Source organism: Pseudonocardia zijingensis, assembly GCF_042657305.1.
In the GTDB taxonomy this organism is placed as follows: Bacteria; Actinomycetota; Actinomycetes; order Mycobacteriales; family Pseudonocardiaceae; genus Pseudonocardia; species Pseudonocardia zijingensis.
Genome location: NZ_JBHSKO010000008.1, coordinates 212785 through 232361, shown reverse-complemented (window position 1 = coordinate 232361; position 19577 = coordinate 212785). Strand labels below are relative to the sequence as shown.

Genomic DNA, 19577 nt, shown 5'->3' with positions numbered 1-19577 from the left:
GCAGATTGACAGTTCACATAGCGGTCGACCACTGTCAGGTCGACAGCGATGTCACGGAGGTTGCCCCATGGAGCCCAGCCCCACTGTCGCCCGGATCCTCGACGGCCTGGTGGACATGCACTGCCACTCCGGTCCCGGCCCGTTCCCCAGGGAGTTCGACCACGTCGACGGTGCCCGCGACGGGCAGCGGATCGGCATGCGGGCGTTCGTCGCCAAGTCCCACCACCACAACACGGTGATGGACCTGCGGGCGGCGCACCGGTCGTTCGAGGGGATCACCACCCAGGTGTTCGGCGGCATCGTGCTGAACAACCAGGTCGGTGGCATCAACCCGTACGCGGTGGAGATGTGCCTGCGGATGGGCGGCAAGATCGTCTGGTTCCCCACCTTCTCCTCCCGCAAGCACATCGAGCACCAGGAGGCCGCGCTCGCGGCCGGGTTCCCGCGCAGCGCGGTGCCGCTCACCACCGTGCCGGTGCTCATCCACGACGACGAGGGCCGGCTGCGCAGTGAGGTCGTGCAGGTCGCCGACGTCGTGGCCGAGACCGGGGCCGTCCTCAACGGCGGCCACCTGCACCCAGACGACATGATCGAGCTGTTCGCGGTGGCGGCCCAGCGCGGCGTGGAGCGGATGGTGGCCAGCCACCCCAACTTCATCACCGATCTGACGATCGAGCAGGGGGTCTCCCTCGCCGAGCGCGGCGTGTTCATGGAGCACGAGGTCGGCATGTACCTGCCAGAGGACCACCAGCACTTCGGGCTCGAGGTGCTGCTGGAGTGGATCGAGGCGGTGGGCGTGGAGCGCACCGTCCTCGCCTCCGACCTCGGTCAGGTGGGCCGCACACGCCCCGTCGACGCGTTCATCGAGGTCACCACGGCGCTGCTGGACCACGGCGTCGCCGAGAAGGACCTGCGCCGGATGCTCGTCGACAACCCCACGTACCTGCTGAACCTCGACTGACGGCAGGCCCCTCGCGTCACCGCGACACCGCGACACCGGATGGATCTCGTGCAGAGAGGCAGGAGACATGCGATGAGGAGAACTCGACGCGGGCGGCTGCTCGCCACCCTGGTGGCCGGTGTGATGGTGCTGGCCGCCTGCGGCGGCGGCGGTGGTGGCGGTGACGCGGGGACGGTCTGGGTCCGGGCGATCAACGGCGACCCCATGACCATGGGGCTGAACGCCCAGCTGGTGACGGGGTCGATCCCGCGGACGTTCAGCGCCCAGATCATGGACCCGTTGATCTTCGTGTCCGACGACTCGACGCTCTCGCCCGCGCTGGCGGAGAGTTGGGAGCTCAGCGCGGACGGGCTGACCCTGACCCTGCGGCTGCGCCAGGGCGTCAAGTGGCACGACGGGCAGCCCTTCACCGCCGAGGACGTGAAGTTCAACTTCGACGAGATCATCCCGCTGTCCACCTACGGCGCCGAGCTCGCCGAACGGGTCGCCTCGGTCGAGATCACCGACCCGGCCACCGTGGTGGTGCACCTCCAGGAGCCCTACGGCCCGGTGCTGGAGGCCGTGGCGGGGCAGTTCATGGTGCCCGAGCACGTCTACGAGGGCACCGACTACGTCACCAACCAGGCCAACAAGGAGCCGATCGGCACGGGCCCGATGAAGTTCGCCCAGTACACCCCGGGCCAGGAGGTGGTGCTGGAGAAGAACCCGGACTACTGGGAGGGCGAGGTCCGGGTCGACCGGGCCGTCTTCACGATCATCCCGGACCCCAACAGCCGCGCCGAGGCGCTGTTCTCCGGGGAGATCGACGAGGCGATCCTGGACGTGTCGCAGCAGGACCGGGTGGCCGCGTCCGAGAACACACACCTCATGGAGGAGGGCAACTTCTCCGAGTACATCCCGATGATGTTCAACGCGCAGAGCGAGTACCTCGCCGACCCGGAGGTCCGGGCGGCGGTGTTCGCCGCGGCCGACCGCACCGCGATCGCGGAGATCGCGCTGGCGGGCGTGGCGAAGCCCGCGAAGCGGCTGTTCCCGGACGAGCCCGCGTGGGCGCTCAACACCGACATCGACTTCGACCGCGACTTCCCGCGCGACCTCGCCGCGATCAACGCGACGCTGGACCGGGCCGGCTTCCCCCGCGGGCCGGACGGCACCCGCTTCACCCTCACGTTGCGCTACATCAGCTCCCTCACCGCCACCGCGGCCACCGCCGAGATGGTGAAGTCGATGCTCGCCGATGTCGGCATCGGGGCGGAGCTCGTCGGCACGTCCGGCGCGGTGTTCACCGAGAAGGTCTACACGGAGGGGGAGTTCGACCTGGCCTTCCTGCGCACCAGCCTGGGCGCCGAGCCCAGCATCGGGATCACCCGCTGGTACACGTGCAACGAGCGCAAGGCCGCGGCCGCCAACCCCTCGGGGATCTGCGACCCGCAGATCGAGGCCGCCGCCGCGGCCGCACTCGCGGCCACCGACCAGACCACGCGCGGCGAGGCCTACAAGGCCCTGCAGGCCCGGGCCACCGAGCTGATGATCCAGGCGCCGCTGGCCTGGTTCAACGGCGAGTTCCCCACGGTGAGCACCGCGCGGTGGAACGGACTCGACGAACCGCAGGCCCTCGCCGAACGCCGGGCCTGGCTCACGATGACGCCGACCAGCTGAGGGCAGGACCGCACATGACCGTGCCGCTGTTCGACACCCACGCGCACCTGGTCTCCGACGACTGGGACGCATATCCGCCCCGGCCGCTGCGGCCGGGCCTGCCCACGCCGGCGCGCACCCCGTACGCGGTGACCGTCGATGCGCTGCTCGAGATGATGGACGAGCACGACGTCCCCGCGGCGTGCCTCGTCCAGCGCGGTCACCTCTACGGGTACGACAACAGCTACATCGTCGAGTCCGCCCGCAAGCACCCCGACCGGCTGCTCCCGGTCGTGATGCTCGACGCGCAGGACCCGGCCACGCCGGACCGCTACCGCGCCATGGTCCGCGACGACGGCGTCCGCGGCTTCCGGTTGGCGCACACCCGGCCCTGGATCCTCGACACCGCCTGGATGAGCTCGCCGCAGGCGATGCAGGTCTGGGAGGCCTGCGCCGAGCTCGGCACCCCGATGAACCTGATCCTGTTCACGAAGCAGCTGCCCTACCTGCTGCCCCTGATCAAGATCATCGCCGGCATGTTCCCCGACCTGCCGATCCTGCTCGACCACGGCTCCATGCCCTACGGCATGAGCCAGTACGAGGTGAGGCTGGCGCGGGAGGCGGGGGAGGAGATCGTGCTCCCCGGCCCGCCCGACTTCGGGATCGACCGCACGATCGCGATCTTCGAGGACGTGCCGAACGTGCACTTCAAGATCACCGAAATCAACATGGAGCGGCTGGTCGCGGAAGGCGTGCGCCCCGCGCACATCGTGCGGCGGCTCGTCGACGGGTTCGGGCCCGAGCGCCTCATGTGGGGGTCCGACGTCGGCCAGAGCATGTTGTGGAACTACACCGAGAAGTCGGCGATGGCCCGGGCCGCCGCCGACTTCCTCACCCCCGATGAAGCCCGCGGCTTCCTGCACGACAACGCCGCGCGCGTCTACGGGGTCACCGCATGACCGGCCGCGCGGAGGCGCTCCACGAGCTCGCCCGCGACGTCGAGCGGGTCGAGTCGGTGCGCGAGGTCAAGGACGTGCAGCGGGCCTACGCGCACCTGGCCCAGTTCGGGCTCTGGGACGCCGTGGCGGCGCTGTTCGCCGAGGACGCCACGGTGCGCTGGGGCGAGCACACCGTCACCGGGCGGGCGGCCATCGCGCGGTGGCTCGCAGAGCGTGGTGTCGCGGCGGGCCGGCCGGGGGCGCTGTACACCGAGGTCGTCGAGCAACCCCTCGTCCACCTCTCGGTCGACGGCCGCACCGCCGCGTGCCGGTGGAACGGCATGCGGTTCCTCGGCGACGGTGCGGGAGAGGCGCGGATCGACGCGGGGATCCACGAGAACACCTACGTCCGCGAGGACGGCCGGTGGCGGATCGCGACCCTGCACTTCCACCCGATGTACGAGGGCGACTACGCCACGGGGTGGACCAACGCAGGCGGCGCCGAGCTGCCGATCGTCACGCCGCACTTCACGCTCGAGGAGGTGGGGATCCCGATTCCGCCCCCGGCCGGTCCGGCCCCGCGCACGGGGGCGACCGCGTCCGAGCTGGCACGGCGGATCGACCGGCTGATCGACGAGGACGCCGTCCGCAACCTCCAGAACGCCTACGGCTACTACGTCGACCGCAGGATGTGGACCGACGTGGTCGACCTCTTCGGGTCCGACCCGGTCGTCCGGATCGATGGGGTGGGCGAGTACCGGGGTGCCGACGGCGTGCGGCGGGCGATGGAACGCATGGGCCCGGAGGGCATCACGCACGGGCAGCTCAACGAGCGCCCCGTCTTCGACCTGATCGTCGACGTCGGTCCGGACGGGCGGGAGGCGCTCGCCCGCGGGATCGAGATCGGGATGCTGGGCGACACCCACCGTCGCGCGGGGGCGTGGGAGTTCTCGGTCTTCCGCAACCGCTTCGTCAAGTACGGCTCCCTGTGGACGCTGCAGGAGGTCCACGTCACCCCGCTGCTCGCCGCCGACTACGCCGAGGGGTGGGGCAAGGGCGGCACCTTCGCCCGCGCGGAGCGCGAGGCGCCCGACTTCCTCGAGGTGGCCGGGCGCGCGGGCCGGTCGGCCGCCGCCGGTGGGGGCGAGCCGCCGGACCTCGCCGACCTGCGCCGCCGCCTGGCCCGCTCCCACGCCTACGACGGCGTGGAGAACGTCTCGGCGGCCTACGGCTACTACCTCGACGACTTCCAGTGGCCTGAGATGGCGGGGCTCTTCGCGGAGCACGGCAACAAGCAGAGCCCGTTCGCCGGCTACTACGTGGGCATCGACCGCATCATGCACGCGGCCACGGCCTTCTGGGGCGGGCCCCGGGCGGCCGACTCGCTGCGCGCCCGGATCTCGTTCCACTGGCGCACCCAGCCCGTGGTGCTGGTGTCGCACGACGGCAGATCCGCGACCCTGCGCACCCGGCTGTTCCAGCCCCGCACGGCGACGACCGTCATCCCGGGCTTCACCGGGATCGCCGGCGGGATGTACCCCAACGACCAGGCCGTGCTGGAGGACGGCAGCTGGAAGCTGTGGAGCCTCACCATCGACGAGCACTACTTCGACTCGCCCGACTGGCACGGCGGCTGGGCCTGCGCCGAGGACCGGCCCGAGGGCGCGCCGAACCCGCCGCCGAGCAAGCTGCTCGACGTCTACCCGCCCGACATCACCCTCACCGAGCTGGGCGAACGCGAGGAGGGGTTCCGCGGCGGCACCGGGCGCACGCTGGTGTGGCCCGAGGTGCTGCCGATGTGGTTCCACTACCGCAACCCGGTGAGCGGGCGGGTGCCCCAGCGCTACTGGCCCGACTGCGTGCCGAGCGAGCTGCGCCCCGACACCCGCATGACCGCCCACGGCTACCAGATGCCCCCGGACGGGCCGTCGGCCGACGGGCTCGAACTCCCCGCCCTCGATCTCCCCGGCTGAGCCCGGAACGACGAACGGCGCGCCCGCCGGGCGCGCCGCTCGTCAGGTGATGGATCAGGCAGCCGCCTGCTCGCCGGACTCGATCGCCGGCGTCCCGGTGTTCACCGGGATCCGCCGCGCGCCGCTGCCGGCGTGGGCGCCCGCGACGCGCACGGTCAGCACGCCGGCGTCGTAGGAGGCGCTGACGTCATCGGCCGTGACGTGCTCGGGCAGCCCGAAGCTGCGGTGGAACGAGCCGTACCGCACCTCGCGCAGGCTGCGCCCGCCGCGTTCCTCGGTGCGCTCGTCACGCCGCTCGCCGCGCACGACGAGGCGACCCCCCTCGATCTCGACGGTGACATCGCGCTCGGCGTCCAGGCCGGGCAGCTCCAGCCGGACCACCGCGTCGTCGCCGTCGCGCTCGATCTCAGCAGCCGGGACGAAGCCGCGCGGCTCGCCGACCGCCCGGAACAGGGCGTCGAACTCGGCGAACGGGTCCCGCCTGGTCCACAGGGAGAGGGTGCTCATGGTGCTCCTCCTCGGGTTCTCGGGGCCGGCTCCGCGCCCGGCCCGACACCGCCGTCAACATGAGTCGACCCGACTCAATTCCCAACATGTGGGAGCTCGTGTGCGGGAAGTCGCATGACACCGCCGGGCCCCGTGCTTACCGTTCCTTGACGTGGATGCTGGTACCGGCCTCGTGGACACCACGGTCACCTACGGCGACGTGCCCGCCCTCCGCGGCGTCACACTGCTGGCCGGGCCCGGCGAGGTGCTCGCGGTGGTCGGCCCGTCGGGGAGCGGCAAGACCACCGCGCTGCGCGCCGTGGCCGGGCTCCATCCGCTGCGCCGCGGCCGGGTCCTGGTCGCGGGCGAGGACGTCACCACGGTCCCGGTGTCCCGGCGCGACATCTCGATGGTCTTCCGCTCCACCGCCCTCGCGCCGTTCCTCGACGTGGCCGCCAACCTCACGCGGTCCGCCGCCGCGTTCGGCGTGCCCGAACCCGAGGCCGCGCAGCGGGTGGCCACCCGGAGCAGGCTGCTCGGGCTGGTCCGCCTGCTGCCCCGGATGCCGCGCACCCTGTCCGCGGGCGAGTCCGGGCTCACCGGCATCGGGCGCACCCTGGTGCGCACCCCGCGGGCGTTCCTGTTCGACGAGCCGCTCGCCCACCTCGACCCCGTCGAGCGCGCCCGCGCCCGCCGCGCCATCGTCGACACCGTCCGCCGGACGGGCGTCGGCGCCCTCTACGTCACCCACGACCAGGCCGAGGCCATGGCCGTCGGAGACCGCCTCGCCGTGCTGCACGAGGGCCGCATCCGCCAGGTCGACCACCCGCGCCGCGTCTACGACGCCCCGGTCGACACGTTCGTCGCCGACTTCGTCGGGGACGCCGGGATCGGCCTGCTCCCGGCGCAACTTGTCGCCGCAGGCGGCGCCGCCGGCTTCCGGGTCGGGGAGCGCACGATCCCGCTGTGGGGGCCGGTGCCCCACCAGCTCGCCGACCGCGTCGGCACCCGCGTGCTGCTCGGCCTGCGCGCCGAGGACGTCGCGGAGGCCGGGCCCGACGCCGACCCCGCGTCGGTGCCGGTCCCCGTGGCTGTGCGCAGCGTCGAGCACCCCGGCCCCGACGCCGTGGTGCGCGCCGAGGTCGGGCTGCCGGGGGAGGCCGACGGCGCCCGCCTCGTCGCCCGCATCCCCGGGGGCACCACCCTGCGCACGGGCGCCCGGGCCCAGCTGCTCCTGGACGCCCGCCGCGCCCACGTCTTCGACCCGGACACGGGCCGGGCGCTCCTGCACCCGAACTGAGTCCCGCGGGCGGGTCATCGGAGATCATCAGCACGTGAGGTCGTGCTGACCGCGGTGGTGTGCTGCTCGATGCCGAACCGCTGCTCGGCGGCGCCGGTCGATCGGGGGGCGTGAGCCTCGCGAGTCGTACGTGGCGGTTGCGCTGCACACCGTGAGGTGCTGCTCAGAATGATCACCGGGGGTCAGAAGTACCTGGGGGTCGTGGTGGGTGCAGTGGTGTGCTGCTCGTGCTGATCATCGCGGATGAGCAGTACGTCGGGGTCGTGCCGGCCGCGGTGGTGTGCTTCTCGACGCGGCGAGGTCGCGCGGGGTGTGTGGCCCGGCGGCTACGGGGTGCGTGATGTGTGCGAGTCGCACGTGGTTGTTGGCTGGGCACAGTGAGGTGCTGTTGATGATGGTCGTTGGAAGATCAGCAGCACCTCGGTGTCGTGGTGGGTGCGGTGGTGTGCTGCTCGGCGCCGGCCGATGGTTCGTGGGGCCGGTCGGCGCGTCCTCAGCGGTCGATGCGGGGCGTCGGAAGTACCTCGGTGTCGTGTCTACCGCGGTGGTGTGCTGCTCGGCGCGGTGCGCGGCCTCGGGCTCCCCGCGAGGTCCCTGGGGACCGCCCCCGGGTGCAGGATCCGCCGAGTCGCACGTGGTGGTTGCGGTGCGGGTTGTGGCGTACTGCTGGTGCTGACGATCCCGGGTGAGCCGTACGTGTCGGTCGTGGCCGCCGCGGTGGTGTGCTGCTCGGCTCGGGTGTCCCGGGACGACGGTCGGCAGGCCTACTGTCGCACCGTGCGGATCGCGTCGCTGCTGCCGGCTGCCACCGAGATCGTCGCGGCCCTGGGGCGCGAGGACGACCTGGTGGCGGTCACGTACGAGTGCGACTCGCGGATCCGGGAGCGGGTGGCCGTGGTGGTCGACACCGCGCTGCCGCCCGGGTTGGAGCCGGCCGCGATCGACGCGGTCGTGCGCGACCGGGCGGCCCGGGGCCTGCCGATGTACGAGCTCGACCGGGCGGCGCTGGCGGCGCTGGACCCCGACCTGATCCTCACCCAGGACCTGTGCGCGGTGTGCGCCCTGCCCGCGGGCAGCGTGGCCGACGCCCTGGACGCCATCGGCTGCCGGGCCGACGTGCTCTCGCTCGACCCGCGGTCGGTGGAGGACGTGCTCGCCTCGATCGGGGCGGTCGCCGCGCGCATCGGCGCGTCGGACGGGCTGGTCGCCGGCCTGCGGGCGCGGCTCGACGCCGTCGAGGTGGCGGTCGGTTCCCGCGCCCGCCCGCGCGTGGTGGTGCTGGAGTGGGTGGACCCGCCGTTCCTCGCCGGGCACTGGGTGCCCGAGCTCGTGCGCCGCGCCGGTGGGGAGCCGGTGGGCGGCGTGGACGCGGGGCGCAGCGTGCCCGCGGGGTGGGCGGAGGTGGCCGCCCTGGGCGCGGACGTGGTGCTCGTCGCGCCGTGCGGCTACGGCCTCGACGCGGCCGTCGCGCAGGCCGCGGAGGTGCCTCAGCGGGTGCCGGACGCGGCGGTGGTGGCCGTCGACGCCGACTCCTACGTGGTGCGCGCCGGGCCGCGGCTCGTCGACGGGATCGAGGCGATCGCGTGGGCGCTGCACCCGGACGCCGTGCCGCCGCCCCCGCCGGGCCGGATCGCGCGGCTCTGATCATTCACGGCCGGACGGGTGAGGTCATCGGCCGGTCGAAGATCAGGTGCGTCTGGGCGTGGCCGACCTCGGGCCGGGTGGTGAGGTGGTCCACGATCAGCCGGTGCAGGTGGGCGCTGTCGGCGACCGCGACGTGGAGGAAGAAGTCGTCCGGGCCCGACACCGTGTACAGCGCGAGGGTCTCCGGCAGCGCGAGCACCGCGGTGGTGAACGCCTCCACCAGCTCCCGGCGGTGCGGGCGCAGCTGCACGGCGACGAACGCCTGCAGGCCGCGTCCGACGGCGGCCGGGTCCACCACCGCGCGCACGGCCGTGATCACGCCGAGCGCGCGCAGGCGCCGCACCCGCTCGTGGCAGGACGACGTGGGCAGGCCGACCCGTGCGGCGAGTTCCTTGTTGGTGATCGACGCGTCGTCCTGCAGCTCTCGCAGGATTCGCCAGTCGACCGGATCGAGAGTGTTCTCACGGGGCATGTTCCGGACAATATCCGGAGTCATTTGCCACGGCCGGGACAAAGCCCGAGATTGGTGACGTGCCTCCCCGTTGTGTCCTCGTCCTCGACCCCGCTGCTCCCCGCTGGCTGCTCGCCAACGCCGCCACCGTGCTCGGCGCGTCCGCCGCCGCCGGGGGCGCGGCCGCCCTCGGCCCCGACCTCGTCGACGCGTCCGGCGGCCGCTGGGCCGGCATCGCCGAGATCGTCGTGCCCGTGCTCGCCGCGCCGGCCGAGGAGCTCGCAGCCCTCCGCGCCGCTGCCCAGGACGCCGGCGTCACCGCGCTCGCCTTCCCCGACCTCGCCCAGGCCGCACCCACCTACGCCGCCTACGCCGAGGCGCTCAGCCGCACCCCGACCGCCGGGATCGGGGTGCACGGCCTCGCGCTGCTCGGGTCCGGCAACGCCGTCCGCAGGCTCACCCGCCACCTCCCGCGGCTGACCGATCCGGTGCCCGAACCGGAGCCGGCGCGGTGACCCCGGAGCGCTGGACCGCGTTCGTCGGCGTCCTGCTGGTGGTGCTGTGCACGCCGGGCCCGGACTTCGCCGTGGTGCTGCGGCACGCGCTCGCGGCGCCGCGCCGGGGGGTGCGCGCGGCTGCAGGCATCGTCACCGGGCTCGCCGGGCACACCGCGGCAGCGGCGCTCGGGCTGTCCGCGGTGCTGGCCACGCACCCCGAGGTGCTCACGGCGATCCGCCTGGCCGGAGCGGCGTACCTCGGGTGGCTCGGCGTGCACGCGCTGCGCGCCGCCTGGGCGCGTGGCGCGACGACGGCGCAGGTGGGGGAGCGCAGCCCGCACCCGTACCTGGACGGCGTCGCGAGCGACCTGCTCAACCCGAAGGCGCTGCTGTTCTTCCTCGGGCTCATCCCGCAGTTCGTCGTGCCGGGCCCGACGGTCACCACCCAGCTGCTCCTGCTGGCCGGCACCACGGTGGCGGCGTCGGCGCTGTGGTGGGCGGTCGTGATCGCGGTCGCCTCCCGGGGGCGCGCGGCGCTCGGCCGTTCCCGCGTGCGCCGGGCGGTGGACGCCGTCACCGGAGCTGCCCTGCTCACCGTGGCCGTCGGCGTGGTCCGGGGGTAGGGCGCCCGGCGTAGCCTTACGACGTGACCGGCTTCGCCCGACCTTCCGTGCCCGGCCACACGGTCCTCGCCGACACCGACGGCTCGCCGTACACGTCCCTGCGTCAGCGGCCGGTCGAGCGGGCGGAGCGCTACGCGATCGGCAAGGCGCTGCGCAAGCGGGTGCCGCGTTCGTCGCTGGGCACCTGGGACCCGGCCCCGGACCGTGCCGACCCGGTCGAGCTGATCAAGGCGAGCCACCTCGGCCGGGTGGAGCGGCTGGTGCCGGTGCGGGTCGGGCGGATGGTCGAGTCGCCGTACGGCTTCCTGCGCGGCACGGCCGTCGTCATGGCCGAAGACGTGGCGCGGCTGCCGGCCACCGGGATCATGCCGGTCGTCTGCGGCGACGCGCACCTGGGCAACTTCGGCTTCTACGCCTCGCCCGAGCGGGACCTCGTGATCGACCTCAACGACTTCGACGAGGCCCACCCCGGCTGCTGGGAGTGGGACGTGCGCAGGCTCACAGCCAGCATCTGGGTGGCGGGCCGGCAGAACGGTGCGAGCGAGGACACGTGCGCGGACGCCGTCACCGAATGCGTCGCGGCGTACCGGGAGGAGCTGCGCTACCTCGCCGACCAGCCGCTCCTCTCGCGGTCCTACCAGCGCCTCGACGTCGACCGGCTGGCGCAGGAGAGCTCCAAGCCCCTGCGGGACGAGGTCGAGCGGGCCGCGAAACGGGCGCGCACCCGCACCAGCGACCGCGCCCTGCCCCGGTTCACCCGCGAGATCGAGGGCAGGCGCCACATCGTCGAGGAACCCCCGCTCATCACCCGCGTCCCGGAGCCCGAGGCGGAGGAGCTCGCCGCGGCGCTGGACGCGTACCTGCTCACCCTCGCCCCGCACTGGCGGCGGGCGCTGGGCGGCTACACGATCGTCGACATCGCCCACAAGGTGGTGGGCGTCGGCAGCGTCGGCCTGCGTGCCTACGTGGCGCTGCTGGAGGGGTCCTCGCCCGACGACGTGGTGTTCCTGCAACTGAAGCAGGCCCGGCGGTCGGTGCTGGCGCGCCACGTCCACGGCGAGTCGGCCCGGCACGCCCACCAGGGCCAGCGGGTGGTGGAATACCAGCAGGCGCTGCAGACCGTGAGCGACCCGCTGCTGGGCTGGGCGACGGTCGGCGATCACCAGTACTACGTGCGACAGTTCCGGGACATGAAGGGCACCGTGGCGCTGGACGCACTCGACGGGGCAGCGCTCTGCGACTACGCGGCGGTGCTCGGGCACCTGCTCGCGAAGGGGCACGCCCGCACCAGCGGGGCGTCGATGATCGCCGGGTACGTGGGCCGCTCCGACAACGTCGACATCGCCATGCGGCGGTTCGCCCGCTCCTACGCCGACCAGACCGAGGCCGACCACGCCGCCCTGGTCAAGGCCGTCGAGCGGGGCGAGCTGCCCGTCGAGCGGGGGGTGTGAGCCGGTGACCGTCGAAGCCTTCCCGGCGCCGTTGCGACGGGTGCGCCGCGTCGCGCGCCACATCGGGCGCACGCTGCCGCCCGTGCTGGGGCTGACCAAGGCCGCCCTCGTGCGCCACCCCGTCTGGCACGCGGGCGACGCCCACGGGGGCGGGACGGGCGTGGTGGTGACGCCGGGGTTCGGCGGCGCCGACGCGTCGATGGCCGTGCTGCGCCAGTGGCTCGAGCTGCGCGGCTACAGCCCCACCGGCGCCGGGCTGGGGATCAACGTCGGCTGCACCGAGGAACTGGTCGACCGGCTCGAGCAGCGCGCCGCGGAGCACGCCGAGCGCACCGGGGGACCGGTCCTGCTGGTCGGGCACAGCCGCGGCGGGATGCTCGCCCGCATGGTCGCCGTCCGGCGGCCCGACCTCGTCCGCGGCCTCGCGATGCTGGGCAGCCCGGTGCTCGACCCCCTCGACGCGGGCGGGCTCGTGCCCGTGGTCCTGCCCGCGATCGTGCGGCTGTCCGGGTTCGGGGTGCCCGGTCTGCTCGACGGCGACTGCCTCGCCGGCCCCTGCGGCGAAGCGGCCACGGAGGGGCTGACGGCGCCCCTGCCGGTGCCCGCCGTCGCGATCTACTCACGCGACGACGGGGTGGTCGGCTGGCGGTCCTGCCAGGACCCGGAGGCCGAGTGGGTGGAGGTCGGGAGCAGCCACGCCGGCATGGGCACCGACCCGGCGGTCTACGCCGCCCTCGCCGCGCGCCTGGCCGCCTGGGCGCGGTCCCATCCCTCGTCCTAGTGCGCCGGGCGGTCGGTGAGGGCGCTGCGGCACCGGTTGAGGTAGCCGCGCAGCCCGGCGCGTTCGGCCTCGTCCAGGTCGCTGACCATCTGCTCCTCGAGGGCCTGCACCCGCGGTTCCACCCGCGCGAGCAGCGCGTGGCCGTAGGGCGTGAGGCTGATCAGCAGGCGGCGCGCGTGGCGTGGGTCGCGCCTGCGGGTGACGAGGTCGCGGCGCTCCAGCGTGGTGATGAGGTCGCCCATCGACTGCGGGGTGACGAACGCGTTGCGCGCGAGCTCGGCGCTCGTCAGCCCGTCGCGCCGGGCGAGGACGGTGAGCGCCGTGTACTGCAGCACGGTGGTGCCGGAGGGCCGCAGCAGCTCGTCGAGGCGTGCCCGGACCGCCAGCTCGACCTGCTTGACGGCGTAGAGCAGCGACGGGCCGGCCGAGTGCCCCGTCATCCCTTCCCCCCGTTGCGTCGTACCGGTGCGCCAGGGTATGGGAGGACACGCCCGGTGGGTGCGCGCCGCGCTGGCGGAGCACGAAGACCCCCCGACCCGGGTACCTGCGCCGGACCTCCCTCAGGAGCCGACCCCGGCGCGGATGCTCATCGCCTCCAGCAGCTCGGGGAAGAGCTGCGTGTCGAGCATGCCGCCCTGGAACGCCTCGGCGCCGGGGCCGCCCGCCGCGACGGGCACGGCCGCGTTGGTGGGGCCCTTGCGCGTCCAGCGCAGCCAGATCTCCTGGTCGGTGTCGGTGGCCGGGAACGGGCCGTCCGCGCCCGCGACGCGGGTGCCGGCATCGGCGAGTTCGACGCTCATGCCGCCGGTCTCGTGGTCGCCCGCCACGACGATCAGGGTGCCCGGGTTGACCGCCTGGAACTCCAGGGCGGCCTGCACGGTGGCGTCCCACGCCTTGCCGGCCTCCAGCACCAGCGCGCCGTTGCCCTCCCGCGCCATCGCGTCGATCCCGGCCTCGTCGACGAGGAGGAAGAAGCCCGCCGGGCGGCGGTCGAGGGCCGCGAGCGCCGCCCGGGTCATGTCGGGCAGCGGCACGGCGGGCGCGTACTGCCCGCGGCCCGGGCGGCCCGGCTCGAACATCGGCCCCTCGGCGAAGAGCCCCAGCAGCCGGTCCGACGACACCGACTGCAGCCCGGCGACGTCGGACACCGTGCGGTAGCCGAGCGCCCGCGCGTCGAGGAGGAGGTCCGCGGGCCACCGCGCCGCCCCGCCACCCATGATCACGTCGACCCGCGACCTCTCCAGGTACTGGCGGGCGATGTCGCGCTCGACCGCGCTCTCCTCCGGCTCCGCCGGCTCCTCCAGGGCGTTCTGCGGGGCCACGTGGGCCGCGAACGCCGCGGTGCGCGGGTCGGTGACCTCGGCCGTGGTCACGATGCCGGTGGCCTTCCCCGCGGAGCGCGCGTGCTCCAGCACGCTCGCGACCGGTTCGCCGTCGGCGTCGACCCCGATCGCGCCGGGGGCGGTCGGCATGCCGCTGGCCAGGGTGGTGGCGCCGGCCGCGGTGTCGCCGACCGGATCCACGTGGTCCACCGAGCCGGACGCGGTGAGGCGCTCCATGGCGAGCTGCCCCGTCGGGCCCGCGATCGCGAGCCGCAGGAAGTCGTGCTGGGTCCGCCCCATCCCGCTGCCCACGATCAGGATGACGTTGCGCGCCACCTCCTCGCGGGCACCGGCCGCAGGGGCGTCCTCCGGCACCGCGCTGCAGGCGACGAGCGCGCAGGCCGCGGCCCCGGCCGCCAAACCCCTGGCCACTCGGGAGCGGACGGACGGCACAACCACCGGCGGGAGACCTCCAGGTGTCGGGGAACCCCGGCAGCCTAGGGCGTGCCCGGCGTGCGCAACGAGGCGCCGCCCTCCGCGCGGCTGTGGCCGGTCGCGGTGACGAGCTCGGTGGCGACGCGGCGCAGCTTGACATTGCGTTGCTGCGACACCTTGCGCAGCACGTCGAACGCCTGATCGGCCGAGCAGCGTTCCCGGCCCATCACGATGCCGATCGCCTGGTCGATCACCGAGCGGGACGACAGCGCGGTGCGGAGGTGGTCGGTGAGGCTCACCTGGTCGTACGTGCGCAGCGCCGCGGTCAGCGCGATGGCGGTGTGGGCGGCGAGCGCCTGCGCGACCTCCTGGTCGCGCTCGTCGAAGACGGCGTCGCCGGTGGCGTAGTGGTTGAGCACGCCGACCGCGCCGTCGCGGGCCATCAGCGGCACCGCGAGCGCGCCGGTGACGCCGAGGCCCACCGCGATGTCGCCGAACCCGCCCCAGCGCTCCTCCTTCTGCAGGTCGGGCGAGTGCACGAGGGTGGCGGAGCGCAGGGCCTCCACGCACGGGCCGGCGCCGCTCTCGTACTGGTGCAGGTCCATCCGCGTGGCGAGCTCGTCGACGGACGCGACCGTGAGCACGCGCTCCCGCTCGGCCATGGTGATGCTCGCCGTCGACGCGCCGGAGACGAGGCGGACGGACAGCACCGCCACCCCGTGCAGCAGCTCGTCGAACGATTCCGTCGACAGCAGCAACGCCGCGAGTTCGGCCGCGGCGTCGTCCTGAACCCGATTTTCAGCCATGTGCCTCGTGCCCGTCCCACGATCCCGGGTCGAGGTTCCGGGGTCGCCCCGAAGCCTGGCACGGGAACGCGTTCTCCGCAGCGGCTGGCCGACACCGCGCGAGCCCGGGACTTTAGGCCGGTTGCCGTGGCGGACACGGCTCTCGTAGCATCCTCCGACGGTTGGACCCACAGCCGGTGCGTGAACACGCGCGCGGGCATCGTGGCGGTCCGATCTCCTGGCCGTGGTCTTCCGGCCGTTCGATGCCCCGTCGGGTGCCTGGTGGGTCGAGCCACGGCAATAGAGGGGTAAGCATGCACGAGGTCGTGCAGCAGGAGCAGCACCTCGTCGGCGGCCGGTCGGAAGTGCGGATCATGTCCGTTCAACCCGACCGCGAGCACGCCTTCGTCGAGGTGGTCGGTGCCTGCGACTGCAAGGGCGTCGCCGAGCTGCGCCAGCGGATGGACGGGTTGATGATAGGAGGGGCGCGTTTCGTGTTGGTCGACCTGACGCGGGCGGGGGAGGTCGCGCCGGCCACGAGCGCCGCGCTCGCGGCGGTGGGACGGCAGCTGACGCGCCGCAACGGGTGGCTCAGGACGATCGGGCACGACTCGTCGTCGGCGGCGCGGTACGAGGCCTCCTTGCTGGAGCTGTTCCGCATGTACCGGGCGGCCGTGCGCCACCCGGACCGGGTGGGGCGATGAGCGCCGCGCTGGGTTCCGGCCTGCTGCAACGGCAGCCGGTCCCGATGGACCTGACGGTGCTGGTGCCCGTGCCGCGCCCGGTGAGCACCCCGGAACGGGCAGAGCTCGACGTGCGCTTGCACGCGCCCACCCCGGACGTGGTCATCGTGCGCGTCATCGGTGGGCTGCACCGGGGCGGCTGCGCGGAGCTGGTGGTGCGGATCGGCCAGCAGCTGCACCGGGCCCGGCACGTGGTCCTCGACCTCTCGTCGACGGGCTGCCTGGAGCCCCAGCTCGCGCACCGGCTGAAAGTGCTGCACGACACGGCCGTCGACCGCGGCACCAGGCTGCACATCGCGGCCGAGGACGAGCGCGTGGTCGAGGGCCTGCGCCGGATCGACCTGGCCGACACCGTCGTCTGCGGCACCGCCGACGCGGTGCTCGCCTACCTTGCGACCGGTAACGGATGACGTACGCTGCGCGACCGGCCCCTCTGGGGGCAACGGACCGGGGGACGTTGTGGGTCGGGGAGTCGTGGGGGAACACGTCGGCGTCATGCTGGCGGCGATGATCGTGGAGACCTCGTCGCTCGATGAGCTCCTGGTGGGGATCGCAGAGCTCGCCGCGGGAGCGGTGAAAGGTGCGGTGTCGGCGAGCATGGCGCTCACGGCGCCGGGCTGGAGCAGGCGCGTGATCGCCTCGGAGGAACGGGCCATCCGGCTCGAGACCCTGCAACGGCGGCACGGGCAGGGGCCCGGTCCCGACGCCCTCCGCACCGCGCGCCCGGTCGACGTCCCGGACGTGCGCATCGACCTGCGCTGGCCCGTGTTCGCCGGTGCCGCGGCCGAGGCCGGGCTGCTGGCGGTGCGCAGCGTGCCGATGATCGTGGCCGACGGCGCACCGGTCGGCGTGCTCACCGTCTACGGCGCCGGCGCCCGGTCGTTCGACGGTGGCGCCGGCAGCTTCGTCGATCGGATCGCCGGGTACGCCACCCTGGCCGTGGTCGGCACGATGCGCGACTACGACCACACGGGGCTCCTGGCGCGGCTGCGCCGGGCGCTGGCGTCACAGGCCATCGTCGACCAGGCCGTCGGGGTCGTGATGGCGCAGCGGTCGTGCTCGGCGGAGGCGGCCCTCGACGTCCTGCGGACCAGGGCCATCGAGCGGGCCACCTCGGTGCAGGCCGTCGCCGAGGACGTCGTCGCCCGCGCCGAGGAGGCGGCGCGCAGCCGCGGGCAGGACGGCTAGCGCGCCAGCCAGCCCCCGTCCACCGCGAGCACGTGGCCGTGGACGTAGTCGGCGGCGGGGGAGGCGAGGAAGACCGCGGCCCCCGCGACGTCCTCGGGATCGGCCCAGCGGCCCGCCGGGATGCGGTCGAGGATCTCGGCGCTGCGGGCGGGATCGCTGCGCAGGGCGGCGGTGGTGGCGGTGGCGACGTAGCCGGGCGCGATCGCGTTGACGTTCACACCGCGCGCCGCCCACTCGTTGGCGAGCGCGCGGGTGAGCCCGGCCAGCGCGTGCTTGCTCGCCGTGTACGAGGGCACCAGCAGCCCGCCCTGGAAGCTCAGCATCGACGCGACGTTGACGATCTTCCCGGACCCGCGGTCGACCATCCGGCGCCCGGCGGCGCGGCACAGCTCGAAGGCCGCGTGCAGGTTCACCTCGATCACGTCGTACCAGTCGGCGTCGCTGAACTCGGCGGCAGGCGCGCGGCGGATCAGCCCCGCGTTGTTGACGAGCACGTCGACGGCGTGGGCGTCGAGGAGGTCCTCGACGGCGGCCTGGCGGGCCGGGCGGTCGGCGAGGTCGAGCAGTTCCGTGGTGACGGCCGCACCCGCGGAGCGCGCCTCGGCGGCCACCGGGCCCAGGTTGTCGCGCTCGGACAGCAGGATCAGGTCGGCTCCGGCCGCGGCGAGGCCGAGCGCGATCGCACGCCCGATCCCGGACCCGGCACCGGTGACCAGCGCCAGCCTGCCGTCGAGCGAGAAGGGGGACGCGGGAGCGGAGGACACGGGCCGACGGTAGGAGCGGGCCGACGCCGCGGTGAAGCGCGACTTCCGGATGGGGCTATTCGCAACCCGGATCGGCCACCGGTTCGGTGCCATCGGGCCGGGGCTGCTGGACGATCTGCTGCAGCAGGGTGCGGGCGGCGGCGGTGAGCAGCCGGGCCGAGTCCCAGTGCACGGCCACGTGCCGGGCCGCCCCGCCCTCCAGCGTGCGCACGCAGACCCCGGTCGTATCGGCCACCCGGGCGGCCAGCGCGTTGGTGACGCCGACCCCGAAACCGTGGCGGACCAGCGCCATGAGCGTCTGGGGCTGGTTGGTGGCCTGCACCGGCTCCAGCTCGTACCCGCACTCGCGGAAGCGCTGGTAGCTCTCGAACTCCCCGGTCTCGGGGGCGTCGAGCCTGCCGATGGACAGCAGCGGGTGGGCCGCCACCTCGGCCACCGGCAGCGGTTCCGGCAGCTCGGCGAGGGCGTGCCCCGGCGGGTGCAGCGCCACCAGCGTCTCGCCCCACAGCAGGTGCCTGCGCACCGTGGTCCGCGTCGGCGGCGGGCTCGCCGGCCGGATGCACAGGTCCAGCTCTCCGCTCGCGAGCGCCTCGTCGAGCTCGAGGGTGGACCGCTCGACCAGCACCACGCGCACGTCCGGGCTGGTGCGCCCGGCCTCGCGCAGCACGTGGGGCACGAACGCCGCACTGGCGCTGGGGTGGCAGCCGAGGGTGACCACGCCGCGCGCCCCGCCCCGCCAGGCCGCCATGGCCACCTCGGTGGCCTCGATCTCACGCAGGATGCTGCGGGCGTGGTCGGCGAGCGCCTTACCCGCCTCCGTGAGCTCGACGGGCCGCTTGCGCCGGTTGAACAGCGGGATGCCCACCCCCCGCTCCAGCGCGGCGACGTGCATGCTGATGCGCGGCTGCGAGCGGTGCGTGGCCTCGGCGGCGCCCACGAAGCTCCCGGTGTCGACGACGGCGAGGAACGAGACCAGCCACTCCAGCCGCATGTCACCCCGCACCGGCACCTCCCGCTCGCCCGTGAGCCCGGCCCGACCCTACGGGTGCACGATCAGCCGCGCTGATGCTGGCATCCGATAAGCGCGGTTCACGCCGCGCAGGAGCAGGGGGTACAACCGGACGATGACCGAGCACGCGCCCGACTTCCTCGTGCAGACCGCCGACCTGCCCTGGGTGCCGCAGGGCTCGAACAACGTGTGGTTCAAGCCGATCCGCATCAACCTCGAGAAGGGCTCCTGGGTCAACCTGCTCAAGGTGGCCAGGAGCGGTGTCGTGAACCGGCACCGCCACCTCGCCGAGGTCGAGGGCTGGGTGCTGCAGGGCAAGTGGCACTACATCGAGCACGACTGGCAGGCCGCGCCCGGCGCCTACGTCTACGAGCCGCCCGGCGACGTCCACACCCTCGTCGCCGACGTCGAGGACGAGTCGCAGCCGATGCTCACGCTGTTCTCCATCCACGGGCCCATCGAGTACATGGACGCCGAGGGCAACCTCGCCTACGTCGAGACGGCCGAGACGAAGCTCAAGCGCTACACCGACTACTGCAAGGAAGCCGGGATCGAGCCCGCGGACATCGTCTTCTAGAGCGGCGCGCC

The 19577-nt window shown here is 73.8% G+C and carries 21 protein-coding genes; 14 read left to right on the top strand and 7 right to left on the bottom strand.

Going from position 1 to position 19577, the window contains the following annotated elements; genetic code table 11:
• Window positions 1-67 precede the first annotated feature (67 nt).
• From ACFPL3_RS18770 to ACFPL3_RS18755, 4 genes are all read left to right on the top strand, one after another.
• Window positions 68-961 carry a DUF6282 family protein gene (locus ACFPL3_RS18770; RefSeq protein ID WP_343940722.1) on the top strand — a complete coding sequence of 298 codons (894 nt, stop codon included), beginning with the start codon at window positions 68-70 and terminating at the stop codon, window positions 959-961.
• Window positions 962-1033: 72 nt separating this feature from the next.
• Window positions 1034-2620, top strand: coding sequence for an ABC transporter substrate-binding protein (locus tag ACFPL3_RS18765; protein WP_343940721.1), 1587 nt, complete (start codon window positions 1034-1036; stop codon window positions 2618-2620).
• Window positions 2621-2634: 14 nt separating this feature from the next.
• Window positions 2635-3558: an amidohydrolase family protein gene (locus ACFPL3_RS18760; protein ID WP_343940720.1), complete on the top strand. Its 924-nt coding sequence runs from the start codon at window positions 2635-2637 to the stop codon at window positions 3556-3558.
• A complete protein-coding gene (locus ACFPL3_RS18755; RefSeq protein WP_343940719.1) occupies window positions 3555-5510 on the top strand; it encodes a nuclear transport factor 2 family protein in 1956 nt (651 codons plus the stop codon). The genes ACFPL3_RS18760 and ACFPL3_RS18755 overlap by 4 nt, the downstream gene beginning before the upstream one ends.
• A gap of 54 nt (window positions 5511-5564) precedes the next feature.
• Here ACFPL3_RS18755 and ACFPL3_RS18750 read toward each other — a convergent pair whose 3' ends face one another.
• Window positions 5565-6017 carry an Hsp20/alpha crystallin family protein gene (locus tag ACFPL3_RS18750; RefSeq protein WP_343940718.1) on the bottom strand — a complete coding sequence of 151 codons (453 nt, stop codon included), beginning with the start codon at window positions 6015-6017 and terminating at the stop codon, window positions 5565-5567.
• 151 nt (window positions 6018-6168) lie between these two features.
• Here ACFPL3_RS18750 and ACFPL3_RS18745 point away from each other — a divergent pair, with 151 nt between their 5' ends.
• Both ACFPL3_RS18745 and ACFPL3_RS18740 read left to right on the top strand, forming a co-directional pair.
• Window positions 6169-7296, top strand: a complete 1128-nt coding sequence (locus tag ACFPL3_RS18745; protein WP_343940717.1) for an ABC transporter ATP-binding protein — start codon at window positions 6169-6171, stop codon at window positions 7294-7296.
• A 669-nt stretch (window positions 7297-7965) separates the two neighbouring features.
• Window positions 7966-8940: a TroA family protein gene (locus ACFPL3_RS18740; protein ID WP_343940716.1), complete on the top strand. Its 975-nt coding sequence runs from the start codon at window positions 7966-7968 to the stop codon at window positions 8938-8940.
• Window positions 8941-8944: 4 nt separating this feature from the next.
• Here the strand turns inward: ACFPL3_RS18740 and ACFPL3_RS18735 are convergent, their stop codons facing one another.
• Window positions 8945-9412 carry an Lrp/AsnC family transcriptional regulator gene (locus ACFPL3_RS18735; RefSeq protein ID WP_343940715.1) on the bottom strand — a complete coding sequence of 156 codons (468 nt, stop codon included), beginning with the start codon at window positions 9410-9412 and terminating at the stop codon, window positions 8945-8947.
• Window positions 9413-9471: 59 nt separating this feature from the next.
• On the opposite strand from ACFPL3_RS18735, the gene ACFPL3_RS18730 reads away from it, so the two are divergent.
• Genes ACFPL3_RS18730 through ACFPL3_RS18715 form a run of 4 tightly spaced genes read left to right on the top strand, consistent with a single transcriptional unit; the run spans window position 9472 to window position 12743 of the window.
• Entirely contained in the window at window positions 9472-9906 is a 435-nt protein-coding gene (locus ACFPL3_RS18730; protein WP_343940714.1) for a DUF2000 family protein, read from the top strand.
• Window positions 9903-10511 (top strand): LysE family translocator, encoded by a 609-nt coding sequence (locus ACFPL3_RS18725; RefSeq protein ID WP_343940713.1) that lies wholly within the window; start codon window positions 9903-9905, stop codon window positions 10509-10511. The genes ACFPL3_RS18730 and ACFPL3_RS18725 overlap by 4 nt, the downstream gene beginning before the upstream one ends.
• Window positions 10512-10534: 23 nt before the next feature.
• Window positions 10535-11962: a DUF2252 domain-containing protein gene (locus tag ACFPL3_RS18720; protein WP_343940712.1), complete on the top strand. Its 1428-nt coding sequence runs from the start codon at window positions 10535-10537 to the stop codon at window positions 11960-11962.
• A 4-nt stretch (window positions 11963-11966) separates the two neighbouring features.
• Window positions 11967-12743, top strand: coding sequence for an alpha/beta fold hydrolase (locus ACFPL3_RS18715; RefSeq protein ID WP_343940711.1), 777 nt, complete (start codon window positions 11967-11969; stop codon window positions 12741-12743).
• Here the strand turns inward: ACFPL3_RS18715 and ACFPL3_RS18710 are convergent.
• From ACFPL3_RS18710 to ACFPL3_RS18700, 3 genes are all read right to left on the bottom strand, one after another.
• Window positions 12740-13183 (bottom strand): MarR family winged helix-turn-helix transcriptional regulator, encoded by a 444-nt coding sequence (locus ACFPL3_RS18710; RefSeq protein WP_343940710.1) that lies wholly within the window; start codon window positions 13181-13183, stop codon window positions 12740-12742. The two genes, ACFPL3_RS18715 and ACFPL3_RS18710, sit on opposite strands and share 4 nt — an antisense overlap.
• Window positions 13184-13303: 120 nt before the next feature.
• On the bottom strand, window positions 13304-14497 hold the full coding sequence (locus ACFPL3_RS18705; protein ID WP_343940709.1) for an alkaline phosphatase: 1194 nt from the start codon (window positions 14495-14497) through the stop codon (window positions 13304-13306).
• A gap of 65 nt (window positions 14498-14562) precedes the next feature.
• Complete coding sequence (locus tag ACFPL3_RS18700; protein WP_343940708.1) at window positions 14563-15306, bottom strand: GAF and ANTAR domain-containing protein; 744 nt, start codon at window positions 15304-15306, stop codon at window positions 14563-14565.
• Between the two features lie 293 nt (window positions 15307-15599).
• Here ACFPL3_RS18700 and ACFPL3_RS18695 point away from each other — a divergent pair, with 293 nt between their 5' ends.
• The 3 genes from ACFPL3_RS18695 to ACFPL3_RS18685 all read left to right on the top strand — a co-directional run bounded on the left by ACFPL3_RS18695 (window position 15600) and on the right by ACFPL3_RS18685 (window position 17216).
• Window positions 15600-15989, top strand: coding sequence for a hypothetical protein (locus tag ACFPL3_RS18695; RefSeq protein WP_343940707.1), 390 nt, complete (start codon window positions 15600-15602; stop codon window positions 15987-15989).
• A complete protein-coding gene (locus ACFPL3_RS18690) occupies window positions 15986-16438 on the top strand; it encodes an STAS domain-containing protein (protein WP_343940706.1) in 453 nt (150 codons plus the stop codon). Before ACFPL3_RS18695 ends, ACFPL3_RS18690 begins: the two co-directional genes overlap by 4 nt.
• A gap of 64 nt (window positions 16439-16502) precedes the next feature.
• On the top strand, window positions 16503-17216 hold the full coding sequence (locus ACFPL3_RS18685) for a GAF and ANTAR domain-containing protein (RefSeq protein WP_343940705.1): 714 nt from the start codon (window positions 16503-16505) through the stop codon (window positions 17214-17216).
• On the opposite strand, the gene kduD is transcribed toward ACFPL3_RS18685, so the two are convergent.
• A complete protein-coding gene (gene kduD / locus ACFPL3_RS18680; protein WP_343940704.1) occupies window positions 17213-17980 on the bottom strand; it encodes a 2-dehydro-3-deoxy-D-gluconate 5-dehydrogenase KduD in 768 nt (255 codons plus the stop codon). The genes ACFPL3_RS18685 and kduD overlap by 4 nt on opposite strands.
• Before the next feature lie 55 nt (window positions 17981-18035).
• Complete coding sequence (locus ACFPL3_RS18675) at window positions 18036-18983, bottom strand: LysR family transcriptional regulator (RefSeq protein ID WP_343940703.1); 948 nt, start codon at window positions 18981-18983, stop codon at window positions 18036-18038.
• Between the two features lie 121 nt (window positions 18984-19104).
• On the opposite strand from ACFPL3_RS18675, the gene ACFPL3_RS18670 reads away from it, so the two are divergent.
• Entirely contained in the window at window positions 19105-19566 is a 462-nt protein-coding gene (locus ACFPL3_RS18670; RefSeq protein WP_343940702.1) for a 2,4'-dihydroxyacetophenone dioxygenase family protein, read from the top strand.
• The last annotated feature ends 11 nt before the right edge of the window (window positions 19567-19577 follow it).